This is a genomic window from Enterococcus sp. DIV2379 (assembly GCF_050542965.1).
In the GTDB taxonomy this organism is placed as follows: Bacteria; Bacillota; Bacilli; order Lactobacillales; family Enterococcaceae; genus Enterococcus_D; species Enterococcus_D entomosocium.
The window spans coordinates 2,660,449-2,675,660 of the sequence record NZ_CP172938.1 but is presented as its reverse complement, the minus strand read 5'-3'; the positions used below and the strand labels follow the sequence as shown (position 1 = coordinate 2,675,660).

Sequence of the window (15,212 nt, the reverse complement as noted above, 5' to 3'; positions counted from 1 at the left end):
GAACCGCATCAGCGGTCCCTAAGTGCTTTTGAATTATTGATTTGAATCGAGTATACTTGTAACGAAAAGAAAAAACGCGCCTTGAGGGAATCGAACCCCCGTCTCAAGAACCGGAATCTTACGTGATATCCACTACACTAAAGGCGCGAAGCACAAATATTAGTTTAACCAATTTCAGTGAAAAAAACAAGAGGTAGAATGATGAAATTTCAACAGCAATTTTCACAACAACAAAAACAGACGCAAAAGCTTGCTATGACGCAGAAATTACAGCAATCGATCCAAGTGCTGCAATTTTCTGCAGATGAATTATTGTCCTTCATAGATAACCAGGCATTAGAAAATCCGTTGATTGATCTGGGGGAATATGATTCGCCCATCACACCAAGCAAGAGCAGCGGCTCGTCAGAACAAATAATGGATTACTTAAGCCAGATCCCTGATCAGCACACGTCTTTATTCGAACACCTCATTGATCAAGTTCATTTAAATTACCGCGACACCTTTTTGCGGACGATCGTTTTATTTTTAGTCGAGTACATTGATTTAAACGGCTTTTTGACGATTGATTTGGAAGAAGCTGGGAAGCTTGTCGGGGGGACGCCGATCCAAATGCTTGATGCTTTAACCTTGATCCAGCAACTGGATCCGGCAGGAGTCGGTGCTCGTGATCTAAGAGAGTGTTTGATGCTGCAAACGGAAAGAGATGACTATGCGCCGCCAATGGCTTATCTCATTTTAGAAGAATTCTTCACGGAAATGGCAGAGCGCAAGTGGGACAAAATCAGCAAAGCGCTGCAGATTCCATTAACTGAGATTCAAAAGGTCTTTGATTATGTTCAAACATTGACCCCCACACCAGGGGCGGCGTTTGGGTCGACCGATGGGCTTTACATCGTTCCTGACCTGCGAGTGACGGTTGAAAAAGGACAACCGATCGTGAAATCAAACAAACGCGCCTTACCAGAGGTTCGCTTTCAGCAGCAGTACTTTGACCAATTGAAGCAAAGCGGTGATCCAGAAGTCTTAAGTTATTTAGACAATAAAGCCCAAGAGTTCGAGTGGTTAAAGAAGACCTTGCTGCAACGAGGGGATACCATCTATCGTGTCGGGGTGCAGATCGTTGCGCGGCAAAAGGAGTTTTTCACTCAACCAGATCGACCATTAAAGCCATTGGTTTTAAGAGAAGTTGCCGAAGAATTAGGAATTCATGAATCAACGGTCAGCCGGGCAGTCAATGGGAAATACTTGGAGACCTCCTTTGGGGTGTTTGAATTAAAACTATTCTTTGGACAGAAAGTTTCGACGCAAGAAAGCGGTGATGACCTGACGACGGCATCGATCAAACAGCAGCTAAAAGCACTGATCAATGAAGAAAATAAAAACAAACCATTGTCAGACCAAAAGTTGACAGATGCCCTCAAAGCCCAAGGCATCGATATTTCTAGACGAACGGTGGCAAAGTATCGTGAAGCCATGAATATCCCTGGTTCTTCCAAGCGGAAACGATTCGAGTAAAGCAAAACTTACTATTAACGATGAGTAGGGAAGGCAGCAAAGCCTTTCCTTTTTTTATCGATCCTTTCCTCTTTTTCAAATTATGACGATTTTATGAAAAGCAAGATTTTGTGACTGAAATAGTTGCGTATCAAGGCGATAAGTGCTACTATTATTGGTGTAGGAAACAGATTTAAATTTTTTTTGCAATCGATGGGTCATTTTAAGTCATTGTAGGACGAAAATTGTCCAACGGGAGGATATAAAATGCTCGATGAATTAAAATTGATTGAGGCAATCACCCCGGATATTCTCGCTGTACTCCAGGAACGTTACCGTATCTTAAGAAATATTTATTGGATGCAGCCCGTTGGCCGCCGGACACTTTCGGAAAGTTTATCAATGACGGAACGCGTGTTGAGGACGGAAACAGATATCCTTAAAAAGCTGAAACTGATCGACTCTTCAAAAAGCGGCATGCAATTGACCGCCTACGGAGAAGAAGTGTACACGAAGATTGGTGCACTGATGGATCAGCTGTTCGGAATGCACCAAATCGAGAAACGATTATCAGAGACCTTTGGCATCGAACGTTGTTTGATTGCGAGCGGCGATGGTGATCGACAACCGAAAGTTATTGCTGAATTTGGCCAGTTGCTGAATGAATCGTTGGATCTCTTATTGCCAGAAGGCAAAAACACCATCGCAGTAATGGGAGGGACGACAATGGCGAAAGTTGCCGAGGAATTGGGTAATTTGGAAACCGCCAAACGTCATAACTTGTTTGTTCCAGCCCGTGGTGGTATCGGAGAATCAGTCAACGTGCAAGCAAACTCTGTCAGCTCGGTGATGGCAATGCAGACAAATGGCGATTATCGCTCCTTGTTTGTACCAGAACAATTAAGCATGAACACCTACGAGTTTCTCTTGAAAGAACCCGCCATCGTTGATGTCTTAAACTTGATAAGTCAAGCAAATTGTGTTATTCATAGTATTGGACGGGCGTTGCATATGGCGGCTCGAAGAAAAATGTCAGAACAAGAAATTCTGATGTTGAAACAAAAAAATGCAGTTGCAGAATCCTTTGGGTATTTCTTTAACGAAGCAGGCGAGGTCGTTTACAAAGTTCCTCGAATCGGACTTCAATTAAAAGATTTACAAAAAGTCCCAATCATTTTTGCGGTCGCTGGCGGACAATCAAAAGCCAAAGCGGTCAATGCATACATGAAAAATGCACCAAAACAAACCTGGCTCATCACCGATGAAGCTTGCGCAAATGAGATTTTAAAAGGGGCAACCCTTTAAAATAAATATTTTTATGATTTTCATAAGGAGGAAATCTTAAATGACAGTTAAAGTAGGTATTAATGGATTTGGACGTATCGGACGCTTAGCATTTCGTCGTATCCAAGAAGTAGAAGGAATCGAAGTTGTGGCTATCAATGACTTAACAGACGCTAAAATGTTAGCTCACTTGTTAAAATATGATACAACACAAGGACGTTTCAACGGTACAGTTGAAGTTCACGAAGGTTCATTCAATGTGAACGGAAACGAAATCAAAGTTTTAGCTAACCGCAACCCTGAAGAATTGCCTTGGGGCGAACTAGGTGTTGAAATCGTGTTAGAATGTACTGGATTCTTCACTTCTAAAGCAGCTGCTGAAAAACATTTAACAGCTGGTGCAAAACGTGTAGTTATCTCAGCTCCTGGTGGAAACGATGTTCCAACAATCGTTTACAACACAAACCATGAAACTTTAACAGGTGAAGAAACAGTTATCTCTGGTGCTTCATGTACAACAAACTGTTTAGCTCCTATGGCGAAAACATTGAACGACAAATTTGGTGTGATTGAAGGATTAATGACTACAATCCATGCTTACACAGGTGACCAAATGACTCTAGACGGACCACACCCTAAAGGTGACTTCCGCCGTGCCCGTGCTGCTGCTGCAAACATCGTGCCTAACTCAACTGGTGCTGCTAAAGCGATCGGCTTAGTAATCCCAGAATTGAACGGCAAATTAGATGGTGCTGCTCAACGTGTTCCTGTTGCAACTGGTTCATTAACTGAATTAGTTACTGTTCTTGACAAAGAAGTAACTGTTGATGAAATCAATGCAGCAATGAAAGAAGCTTCAAACGAATCTTACGGTTACAACACAGACGAAATCGTTTCTTCTGATATCGTTGGTATGACTTACGGTTCATTATTTGATGCAACTCAAACAAAAGTTATGACTGTTGGCGACAAACAATTAGTTAAAACTGTTGCTTGGTACGACAATGAAATGTCATACACTGCACAATTAGTACGTACTTTAGAATACTTCGCTAACCTATAAGAGTTGCGAACGACTTTAATTTAAACCATCGCAAGAGAAAGCGGGGAAGCATCGCGCTTCTCCGCTTTTTTTAACAATTATGCTAGGAGGAATCTGTTCATGGCTAAAATGACAGTTCAAGATATCGATTTAAAAGATAAAAAAGTTCTTGTACGTGTGGACTTCAACGTTCCATTGAAAGATGGAGTGATCGGAGATGATACACGGATCAAAGCAGCATTACCAACAATCAATTATGTGATCGAAAACGGCGGAAAAGCAATTCTTTTCTCACACTTAGGTCGTGTGAAAGAAGAAGCAGATAAAGCTGGAAAATCTTTAGCGCCAGTTGCGAAACGTCTTGGCGAATTGTTAGGCAAAGAAGTAACATTCGTTGATGAAACCCGCGGCGAAAAATTAGAAGCAGCGATCAACAACATGCAAGATGGCGATGTCGTTGTTTTTGAAAACACTCGTTTTGAAGACATCGATGGCAAAAAAGAAAGCAAAAACGATCCTGAACTAGGCAAATACTGGGCTTCTTTAGGCGATGTTTTTGTAAATGATGCCTTTGGTACCGCACACCGCGCACACGCTTCAAACGTAGGGATCGCTTCAACAGGTATCCCAACAGTTGCTGGTTTCTTAATGGAAAAAGAAATCAAATTCATCGGGGAAGCAGTCGAAGAACCAAAACGTCCAATGATCGCGATTCTTGGTGGAGCAAAAGTATCTGATAAAATCGGCGTAATCGAAAACTTGATTCCTAAAGCAGACAAAATCTTGATCGGCGGCGGAATGACGTATACGTTCTACAAAGCAAAAGGCATGGAAATCGGTAATTCTCTTGTGGAAGCAGATAAAGTAGAATTAGCAAAAGAATTGATCGAAAAAGCTGGCGATAAATTAGTATTACCAGTTGATTCAATCACTGCTGCTGAATTTTCAAATGATGTCCCAACAGAAGAACATACTGGTGATGTTCCTGAAGGACAAATGGGCTTAGATATCGGACCTGAAACCATCGCTTTGTTTGCTGAAACATTAAAAGGCGCAAAAACAGTCGTTTGGAACGGACCTATGGGTGTGTTTGAAATGTCTAACTTCGCAAACGGTACGATTGGTGTTTGTGAAGCAATTGCCAACCTTGAAGATGCAACAACGATCATCGGTGGCGGTGACTCTGCAGCTGCAGCAGAACAATTAGGGTTTGCTGACAAATTTACCCACATCTCAACAGGTGGCGGTGCCAGCCTTGAATTGCTAGAAGGAAAAACACTTCCTGGCCTAGCTGCGATCAACGATAAATAATCAATGACAAGCCGTGCAAAGAACTTTCTTTGCACGCTTGATAACGAAAAGGAGTGCCAGAACATGCGCAAACCAATTATTGCCGGAAACTGGAAAATGAACAAAACTGCGAAAGAAGCAAAAGAATTTGCTGAAGCAGTCAAAACAAAAATTCCTAGCAACGAGACAGTTGACTCTGTGATCGGTTCGCCAGCTTTATTCTTAGAAACATTAGTGAATGCTGCTGAAGGAACAGAATTAAAAATTGCTGCTCAAAACAGCTACTGGGAAAATGAAGGTGCCTTTACTGGCGAAACTTCACCAGCAGCTTTAGCAGATCTAGGTGTTGACTATGTCATCATTGGTCATTCAGAACGTCGTGAATACTTCCATGAGACAGATGAAGACATCAACAAAAAAGCCAAAGCAATCTTTGCAAACGGCATGATCCCAATCCTATGCTGTGGTGAATCTTTAGAAACCTATGAAGCTGGCAAAACAGCGGAGTGGATCGAAGGACAAATCACTGCTGGCTTAGACGGTTTAACAGACGGTCAAGTAAGTAATCTTGTGATTGCTTACGAACCAATCTGGGCGATCGGTACTGGTAAATCAGCGGATGCAAACATCGCAGACGAAATTTGTGGCGTTGTCCGCAAAACCGTTGAAAAATTATACGGCAAAGAAGTTTCAGATAGCGTGCGTATCCAATACGGCGGTTCTGTAAAACCTGAAAACATTGCTGAATACATGGCAAAAGAAAATGTTGACGGAGCATTAGTTGGCGGCGCAAGCTTGCAAGCTGATTCATTCCTAGCATTATTAGATGCTGTAAAATAATTTCATTTTCATGAAAATAACATTTGCAGAATCGTGATTTTTTCACTACAATTAAGTTGTTCGCAAGGGGTATTCCCCTTAAGATAAAACAAACTCAAAGGAGAGACAAAACATGTCAATTATTACTGATGTTTACGCACGCGAAGTCTTAGACTCACGTGGTAACCCAACTATCGAAGTAGAAGTCTACACAGAATCAGGTGCTTTCGGCCGCGGAATGGTTCCTTCAGGAGCTTCAACAGGTGAACACGAAGCAGTTGAATTACGTGATGGCGACAAAGCTCGTTATGGCGGTAAAGGTGTAACGAAAGCAGTTGACAATGTAAATAACATCATTGCAGAAGCTATCATCGGCTACGATGTACGTGACCAAATGGCTATCGATAAAGCAATGATCGCTTTAGACGGAACTCCTAACAAAGGCAAATTAGGCGCAAACGCGATTCTTGGTGTTTCTATCGCTGTTGCTCGTGCAGCTGCTGATTACCTAGAAGTACCTTTATACCACTACTTAGGCGGATTCAATACAAAAGTATTGCCAACTCCTATGATGAACATCATCAACGGTGGTTCTCACTCTGACGCACCAATCGCTTTCCAAGAATTCATGATCTTGCCTGTAGGCGCACCTACATTCAAAGAAGGCTTACGTTGGGGTACTGAAGTATTCCACGCTTTGAAATCAATCTTGTCTAAACGTGGTTTAGAAACTTCAGTAGGTGACGAAGGTGGTTTCGCTCCTCGTTTTGAAGGAACTGAAGACGGTGTTGAAACAATCTTAGAAGCAATCAAAGCTGCTGGTTTAGAACCAGGTAAAGATGTATACCTAGGATTTGACTGTGCATCATCAGAATTCTACGAAAACGGTGTTTACGACTACTCTAAATTTGAAGGCGAAAACGGCGTAAAACGTACTGCTGCTGAACAAGTTGACTACTTAGAAGAATTAGTTAACAAATACCCAATCATCACTATCGAAGACGGTATGGATGAAAACGATTGGGATGGTTGGAAACTATTAACTGAACGCTTAGGCGACAAAGTTCAATTAGTAGGGGATGACTTGTTTGTTACAAATACTGAAATCCTTGAAAAAGGAATCAAAAACGGTATCGGTAACTCAATCCTTATCAAAGTTAACCAAATCGGTACATTGACTGAAACATTCAATGCTATCGAAATGGCGAAAGAAGCTGGTTACACTGCAGTCGTTTCTCACCGTTCAGGTGAAACAGAAGATTCAACAATCTCTGATATCGCTGTTGCAACAAACGCTGGCCAAATCAAAACTGGTTCTCTTTCACGTACTGACCGTATTGCAAAATACAACCAATTACTACGTATCGAAGACCAACTTGGTGAAGTTGCTGAATACAAAGGCTTGCAAGCTTTCTACAACTTAAAAAATAAATAATCTTAGCTTAATCAAACGTTGTCGTTTGGCTGAACTGAAATGATGGTAAAGTCCCCTCATGTGTAAATGACATGAGGGGACTTTTTTACTTACAATTCACGGATCAGGGAGTTTAGCTGAAACAGGTCAACAAAACTGGTTGGTAGATTTATTTAAGTAAAAACCGTGGATTGGTTTTGCTTCATTCAAATTTCGTGAACACTTACTTTTTGATTAACTTTTAATCTGATAAAATTTTCACAGGAATCAAAGTGGAAAAAGAGTTTTTTCGGTATGCTAATTGTATGATAGACTATAGGAAAACTTGGTGTTTTGGGAGAGAATGCTGATGAAAAAATTGTACATAAATAATGTTGTATCAAAGGAAGCAGAACATATTGTTTCGGCTGCAGGGATTATTGACCTATTTCCCAAAGAAGTGATCCTCCAGTATAATTGGCTGATTACAGATTATTCAGGTGACACAAGTATTTTTCGTTCGATTGAAAAGAAGAAGAATGGAAAGTCGCTTATTTGGCTGACCGGCCATAATTTATTGGATACAATCAAAGACACGTATCTTTATGAAGGGGTGTTAACTGGTTTTTTACCCAGTATTACTTTAGATGATCTTTTGTTCTTTGATTCTTACACTGAGTGGGAAGGGTGGAATCGTGATGTAGATCTTCCGTACATTCAGCATCCATTAGGCAGCTTAGAATTAATCATTGATGATGGTAGCTCATATTCTGTCGTTACAGACGATACAGATCTATTGGTATATATAGAAAAGCATTGTAAGGATATAGCTGTGTCTGATTCATGTGATGAAAGACCAGACAGATCGTTTGGCGATCTTTATAGTCAACAGTTGCTACCCACAACTATTGGCAACTGGTGGTTAACCTTTAACGGGGAGCCGATTTCTTTTAAAGTAATCGATGGTCATAGCAATTTTTCGAGTGACTACGGTGAAACTCATCCAGATTGGGTCAACGAAATAATCGGTCGATTTATCTTATTGCCTAATTTAAAAATGATCAAAGGAAAGGGAAAACTTGAGATAAAAACGAATCTTCCTCGACACTCTTTCCGTGATTTTGAAATCGTTAGTGGGGAGCGATACTATGGAGCGCAATATTTGTTAAAAGAATCGGCCAATAACCTTAATTTTGCTGTAGCTCAATATTATGACGATGAATGTTTCCTGAAAAAATCCTGTGGTGTGTATCTTCTTGACAGATCTGACTCGGGGCTCCCAGCTTATTTTATTGAGGGGAATCAAAAGCCAACTGATTTAAGATTTTGTTTGTCATGGGGGGCGTTGAATACTGAGGATTCTTTGTCCTTGGATGTGGCTTGTGGCTTTGATCAAGATGAGATTGTTCAAACTTTTAGTAATTAATAGTGAATGAAAGCTATATAGAAAAAATCTGTTTCTAGTGGATGAATAAGGAACAGGTTTTTTCTATAGTAAGTAAGTTGAAAAAGTTAAGAGAACTTATAAATAAAGGGAAAATAACAGTAAGATTTTAAAGAATCTGCTAAAATTTTTGTAACCGAAAATGAAAATAATATGATTGTTTATGAAAATTTTCATTTTTTATTTACAATTATTATTTTTTGACTAGTGAAATTTTAACGAGTTGCCAATCACTGCTGTTGCTCAAGAGTTTTCAAGGAAAGAACTTTTATCACAAACAAAAGATTCTTTCTTGATTTTGAGTATTTATCATGAAGAAATTGTTCTGCTGTTTTTTAAAACTAAAGAAATTCTATTTCATTTTCACAAGTTCTCCTGAGAGCAAGAATCATTTTATGGTTCTTGCTTTCATTTTTTTCACATAAACAAACTTTGAGGTATTTTGCATTTTGTCTTTTTTCCGATTAGGATAATCACCTGAGTAAAATTTGTTGTTTGGAGGAAGAAAAATGCTTACTTATGTGAAAAAAATAGCTTACCCAATTTTCATGTTGTCCTTGCTTGTCATGTCGTATGTGACGCCATTGTTACCAGTCGTTACAGCTCATGCAAACACCGAGGGAAGCACCAAAACAGTCCTATTTCAGAACGAAAAAGGCACAGCGCAAGTGACCTCATTACCAGATCCTACCACAGGGGAGATCACTTGGACGATCCAAGTAGAAAAGAATCAACAAGCAGCAAATCAACTGGCATTCAGCTTGAGTGAAGGGGAACAAACGGTTCTGCCGAACTCGATTCAAAGTAGCGGCACGCCATTTACATATGATTCGCAAAGACAGCAGTTGATAGAAGAAACTACTAGCAGTTCTTTTAGCCAAATGACGCTAACGTTTCAAACAAAAAGTCTTCAAACATTGACAATCAATTCCGCCTTCCTTCAAACAGATGAAGGAAATGAACAAGTGAAAGAAGACCTCATCAACTCAACAGATGTAGCAGTTGTTCTACCTGAAAATGAATCCACAGAAGCAACGAGTACAGAAGCCGTACTTTCTGAGACTCAGGATCAAACAGTGGCTTCTGAAAAACAGGTTGTAACAACAAGCAGCGAGTCACAACAACAAACGGCGTCAAATACTGCATCAAAAACCATAGAATCAACGCCTGATACCCAAGCAAGTGCGCCAGCAGCTTCACAACTTTCAAGTGGGGGCATTTTTAAAAATGATGTTCCTGAAGTTGATGACGCACTTCTAGGAGAAGCGCAATATTTTCATATTTTTGCTAACCATGCGACGCTAAATACACACACGAACGGAAATTTGGCCGTTGGTGAATTAAACGGAAATGTCAATTTTGGGACCAGTATTCAGGATGGTTCTTTGCCAACAGAAATCAATTATATTCAAAAGATCAATTCCATCGCAAACTCTTCTTTTGTATCAGGAACTGATAGTAGAAAAAACAAAGTTGTTTTTGGCCCATCAGTCACAGTAGATTTAGCAGATCAAAATCAGCAACCTGCCGTTTTTGTAAATGGTCAGAGAATGGATCACTTGAAGACTTCCGAAGTTTTCCAAGATCAATCTGCAAGTGAACCGTATATAGATTTTAAAAAGGTATTTTCAAGGTTACAGGCGACGTCAGAAAGGCTAGGAGCCTATCCGCAAACACCCGGTGTAACCAAAGATTTTACTGATAATAATCAGCGGGTCATCAATACCGCCCGTGCTGAAAATGATACGCAAGAGGTGGTGTTGACCTTAACGGATGAACAAGGAAACCCGCTTGATGACGGTGTTTACGAACTTCAAAATAAAAAGACACATAAAGAGGTTGATGAAGAGGTCACAAATGATGATGGACAAGTAATCGAAACGGATCTTCCAGAAGGGGACTATTCCTTTGTTGAAACAGAAGCGCCAGATGGTTATCTAATCGACAAGAAACCAATTTCCTTTTCGGCAGATACTATTGATGAAGAAGATCAAAAGGTAGTCGTTACACTTTCAAAAACAGAATTAGAAAAAGATACACCAATTACCATCAAAGGGCTAACAAAAGGCACGTCTCCTGTACTCATCAATGTGGATACCGAAGGAGCAAGTACCGTCAATATCAAGTCGCAAATCAAACTAGAATATACAGATGGCACGACGCGCAATAGTCATGAAACAGAAGTGTTTGATGATGCCGTTATCCTATGGAATTTTATTAATCAGCCAGAAAATCAAATGCTTTCGATTAATAGTCCCTTCCAAGGAACGATTTTGGCTGTTGGTGATACAGTTGATGTCCACCAAAATGTTGACGGTAGTATCATTGCTGATACGGTATTGGTCAATGCGGAAACCCACCGCTGGGATCTTCAAGCCAATGAAACGGTTGTACCGATAATCAAACTAGCTGCAATGAATCACCTGCTGTCTCTTGATACAACGACAATCAGCGGAACCAAAACGTGGGACGATTATGACAACAAATTTAATACCCGTCCGACAAGCATTACGGTTCAATTACTGCAAAACGGTGAAGTGTTCCAAACAAAAACGGTTACCCCAAATAAAGAGGGGGAATGGCATTATGAATTTACCGATCTACCAACAACCGACGAATCTGGTCAGACCTATGACTACGCAATTCAAGAAACACCCGTTGATGGGTATACCACCAAAGTAAATGGCTATGACCTAATCAACACCTACCGTAATACCGAAACGACAGAAGTATCAGGAACAAAGACATGGAATGACTATGACAATAAGTTCAATACCCGTCCTGAAAGCATCACTGTCAAACTGATTCAAAATGATAAGGAAATCGACAAGCAAGTCGTAAAATCAGATAACCACGGCAACTGGACCTATCGCTTTGACAATCTGCCTAAGTATGATGCCGAAGGAAAAGTGTACACTTACACGATCCAAGAAGAAAATGTTCCAGAATACACCACCAAAGTAAATGGCTATGACCTAGTCAACACCTACCGTAATACGGAAACAACAACAGTTTCAGGAACGAAAACATGGAATGATAACAACAATCAGCTCAACATCCGACCAGAAAGTATCACTGTCGAATTGATGCAAAATGGTAAAAAGATCGACAATCAAATCGTAAAAGCCGATAAAGAAGGGAACTGGACTTATCACTTCGAGAATCTGCCTAAGTATGATTCCAAGGGAAAAGCCTATGTCTACACGTTTCAAGAAGCAACCGTTTCTGGATATATCAGTGAAGTAAACGGCTATGACCTAGTCAATACGGAAACAACCACAGTTTCAGGCAGAAAAACTTGGAATGACAACGACAACCAATTCAACACCCGCCCTGAAAGCATCACTGTCAAGCTGATGCAAAACGGCGAAAAATACGCAGAAAAAATCGTAAAAGCCGATAAAAAAGGCAACTGGACCTATCGCTTTGATAAGCTGCCAAAATACGATGCCGAAGGAAAAGCCTATACCTACACGATCCAAGAAGTAAAAATTCCAGATTACACCACCAAAATAAATGGCTATAACTTAGTCAACACTTATACAGGGCCAGAGACACCGAAAACCCCGAGTGATCCTAAAAAGCCGCAGGTCCCGTTATCACCTAAAAAGCCAGATACATCTAAACAACCGGAAGATGACAACAAGAATGACGCAAACCATGCGACTACTGAAAAACGATTGCCTAAGACAAACGAGCGCTCTTCTTATGTGTGGAGTATCCTTGGAAGTATTTTACTCGTTACAAGCGTTGGGATACTTTATCGACGAAAACATAGTTAACCAATCAAAACTTTGTCCTGCTTCTCTGCTAGAAGTCAGTACAAAGATTTTTTCTTAAAAAAGTATAGGACTTATTTAAGACTTGCGACAAAACTTTGGCTGAAAACCGGTGTAAATGGTAAACTAAAATGAAGGGGGGATCCTATGGTTTGGCTATTGCTACTACTGCTAATTTTTATTTTTTTGGTGTACTATGTATATCGCACGTCTGTGATGAAAAAGGGCGTACGCTATTTTGTTTCGGCAATTATTATGCGTAACAATGAATGGTATGAAAAAGAAGGCAGAAAGAAACTGGGGATTCCATACAAAGAGCGGATCGCGAAAAGCAGTTCGGCTTTTTGGTCACAAGGTTCGGAATGTACGGTAACGACCACCGATGATCTGATCCTGAGAGCAGAAGTCTTTGATCAGTGTGCTAAAACGTGGGTGATCTGCTTGCATGGGTATCGCAGTGATGGGCAAGCAGACTGTCAAGATGCGGCCGAGAAATTCTGGGCTGCGGGTTACAATGTTTTAGTTCCTGATTTGCGTGGACATGGCCGTAGTGAAGGCAAAGAGATCGGCTTAGGGTGGCTAGATCGGATGGATCTGCTTTTGTGGATCGATAAGATTTTGGAAAAAGACCCACAAACCCAAATCTTCCTCTATGGTTTAGGGATGGGAGCGGCGACTTTGCTGCTGGCCAGTGGAGAAGTCATGCCGGTGCAAGTTGCGGGTTTGATCTCAGACAGCAGTTATACGTCCGTTTATAGTGCCATTCGGGCAAGTCTACCACAATTTTCTCGGTTACCCGTCAAGCGCTTTTTGCGATTAGCCAATCGTTACAGTAAACACTTAGTCGGCTACCCCTTCCTACAAATCTCAGTGACCCGACAAGTCGGCAGCAACCATTTACCTGTGCTGTTTTTACAAGGAGAAAAGGATACGTTTCTTTCTGAAAAAGAAATCAATACTTTAATGGAAGCAACGGCTGGGCCGAAACAAAAAGTCCTTTTTCCCAATATGGGACATTTACAGGCAGTTAAAGATGCCCCAGAATATTGGCCAACCGTTTTGCAATTTATTGAGAATATCAAACAAAAAACAGACATTGTCTGATAGAAAGGGCGAAAACAATGGAAATAAAAGAAGAAAACAAGCGTTTTGCTTTATATGATGGAGAAACAGAAATTGGTGAGATTACATGGCAAGAAACACCAGATGATGTACTTGAAGTTGATCACACCTTCCTCAACCCTGATTATCGTGGACAGCAATTGGCGCAAAAATTGCTCAAAGCAGTTGTTGAAAAAGCACGACGGGAAGAGAAAAAAATTATGCCTGTCTGCTCCTTTGCGGTTAAAGAGTTCAAAGAAAAACCAGAATATGATGACGTACTCGTTCGCTGATTTGAACGAAAGCGATCTATGAGAAAAAGGCTGTCAGAAAGGACAGTCTTTTTTTTAAACCGTCACGCAACGAGCAATGACAAAAAGGGAGTAGTAATTTCTAGCGGAAAATGCTAAAATAGAAAGGACGACTTTAGCAAGCAAGGAGGAGCTAACGTGTATAATATCTTATTAACTGCTGTAATTGTTATTTCGATTTTAATGGTCATTACGATCATGATGCAGCCTAGCAAGCAAAATAGTGCAGCTAGTGCCTTTACTGGCGGTGCGGATCAATTGTTTGGTAAGCAAAAAGCCCGTGGATTTGAAGCAGTGATGCAGCGCTCAACGGCCATTTTAGGTTTTGTTTGGATGGTCTTGCTCTTTATTTTGGCTTTTCTTTCATCAAACTAATCATTTTGCTAGCGAACCTCTCGTAAAGAGAGGTTTTTTTCTTTTTAAGGGTAAGATTTTGATCGCATTTGTCGAAGTATTCTTCTTAACTATGGTAGAATTGGACGTGAGGTGAAAGGAAACATGAAAACATTTAATCAACCAAAACCGGTTTTTGCTGAACACGGCAAGCGAGCAGTCATTTTGTTCCATGCCTATTCAGGTAGTCCTAACGATGTGCGTATGCTTTGTCGTTCGTTAGAACAAAAAGACTACACGGTTTATACGCCGATGTTTACTGGACATGGTACGCCCAATCCAGATGATATCTTAAATCAAGGGATGGCTGTTTGGCAGCAGGATGCTGCAGATGCAGTTACTTATGTAAGAGAAAAAGGCTATGAAGAAGTTGCCGTTCTTGGACTTTCGATGGGCGGGATTTTAGCGATGGATCGTTTGACACAAGATCCAACATTGATGGGGGGCGGACTGTTTTGTTCGCCACTATTTGAAACCAAGAATGAAGTGCCAGTCAATTTTGAAAAGTATGCTGAAATGGTCATACCCTATGCTGATTTAGACGAGGCGACCCAAAAAGAAATATTGGCAGAAGTCCCTCGTAAGGTCAGAGAGCAACTGCAAGGGATCGAAACAGTCGGACAAACCACAGCTGGGCATTTAGGGAAAATCGAGCGCCCAGTCTTTCTAGCACAAGCAGGAAAGGATCAAATGATCGATCCACAGACGGTTTTCAAAACAGCAGGGGCACTGTCCCATGTTCCCTATACGCTTCAATGGTATCCCGAAAGCGGTCATGTGGTGACCGTTGGACCAGAACGGAAAAAATTAGAGCAGGATGTGTTTGCTTTCTTAGAAACACTTGCTTGGAAAGAGTGAG

The 15,212-nt window shown here is 40.8% G+C and carries 12 protein-coding genes and 1 tRNA gene; 12 read left to right on the top strand and 1 reads right to left on the bottom strand.

The features are described 5' to 3' along the window. Positions 1-75 precede the first annotated feature (75 nt). A tRNA-Arg gene (locus IGI92_RS12260) sits at positions 76-147 on the bottom strand. Between the two features lie 51 nt (positions 148-198). On the opposite strand from IGI92_RS12260, the gene rpoN reads away from it, so the two are divergent. The 12 genes from rpoN (at position 199) to IGI92_RS12200 (ending at position 15,211) form a co-directional block, all read left to right on the top strand. Continuing rightward, on the top strand, positions 199-1,518 hold the full coding sequence (gene rpoN / locus IGI92_RS12255) for an RNA polymerase factor sigma-54 (protein ID WP_176257008.1): 1,320 nt from the start codon (positions 199-201) through the stop codon (positions 1,516-1,518). Between the two features lie 246 nt (positions 1,519-1,764). Continuing rightward, complete coding sequence (locus IGI92_RS12250; protein WP_005228675.1) at positions 1,765-2,802, top strand: sugar-binding transcriptional regulator; 1,038 nt, start codon at positions 1,765-1,767, stop codon at positions 2,800-2,802. 40 nt (positions 2,803-2,842) lie between these two features. Then, on the top strand, positions 2,843-3,844 hold the full coding sequence (gene gap, locus IGI92_RS12245; protein WP_008380858.1) for a type I glyceraldehyde-3-phosphate dehydrogenase: 1,002 nt from the start codon (positions 2,843-2,845) through the stop codon (positions 3,842-3,844). Between the two features lie 99 nt (positions 3,845-3,943). Further along, positions 3,944-5,134, top strand: a complete 1,191-nt coding sequence (locus tag IGI92_RS12240; RefSeq protein ID WP_005234355.1) for a phosphoglycerate kinase — start codon at positions 3,944-3,946, stop codon at positions 5,132-5,134. Between the two features lie 63 nt (positions 5,135-5,197). Next, a complete protein-coding gene (gene tpiA, locus IGI92_RS12235) occupies positions 5,198-5,953 on the top strand; it encodes a triose-phosphate isomerase (RefSeq protein ID WP_008380860.1) in 756 nt (251 codons plus the stop codon). Between the two features lie 112 nt (positions 5,954-6,065). After that, on the top strand, positions 6,066-7,367 hold the full coding sequence (gene eno, locus IGI92_RS12230; RefSeq protein ID WP_005234360.1) for a surface-displayed alpha-enolase: 1,302 nt from the start codon (positions 6,066-6,068) through the stop codon (positions 7,365-7,367). A 328-nt stretch (positions 7,368-7,695) separates the two neighbouring features. Continuing rightward, positions 7,696-8,751: a hypothetical protein gene (locus IGI92_RS12225; RefSeq protein ID WP_301389806.1), complete on the top strand. Its 1,056-nt coding sequence runs from the start codon at positions 7,696-7,698 to the stop codon at positions 8,749-8,751. Positions 8,752-9,278: 527 nt separating this feature from the next. Further along, positions 9,279-12,551 carry a Cna B-type domain-containing protein gene (locus IGI92_RS12220; RefSeq protein ID WP_400449768.1) on the top strand — a complete coding sequence of 1,091 codons (3,273 nt, stop codon included), beginning with the start codon at positions 9,279-9,281 and terminating at the stop codon, positions 12,549-12,551. A gap of 144 nt (positions 12,552-12,695) precedes the next feature. After that, positions 12,696-13,652: an alpha/beta hydrolase gene (locus IGI92_RS12215; protein WP_005234368.1), complete on the top strand. Its 957-nt coding sequence runs from the start codon at positions 12,696-12,698 to the stop codon at positions 13,650-13,652. A gap of 17 nt (positions 13,653-13,669) precedes the next feature. Then, positions 13,670-13,942, top strand: coding sequence for a GNAT family N-acetyltransferase (locus IGI92_RS12210; protein ID WP_301389210.1), 273 nt, complete (start codon positions 13,670-13,672; stop codon positions 13,940-13,942). Between the two features lie 156 nt (positions 13,943-14,098). Then, complete coding sequence (gene secG / locus IGI92_RS12205; RefSeq protein WP_005228700.1) at positions 14,099-14,335, top strand: preprotein translocase subunit SecG; 237 nt, start codon at positions 14,099-14,101, stop codon at positions 14,333-14,335. 123 nt (positions 14,336-14,458) lie between these two features. Next, the gene (locus tag IGI92_RS12200) at positions 14,459-15,211 is read left to right on the top strand and encodes an alpha/beta hydrolase (RefSeq protein WP_005234371.1); all 753 of its coding nucleotides are present in this window, start codon (positions 14,459-14,461) and stop codon (positions 15,209-15,211) included. The last annotated feature ends 1 nt before the right edge of the window (position 15,212 follow it).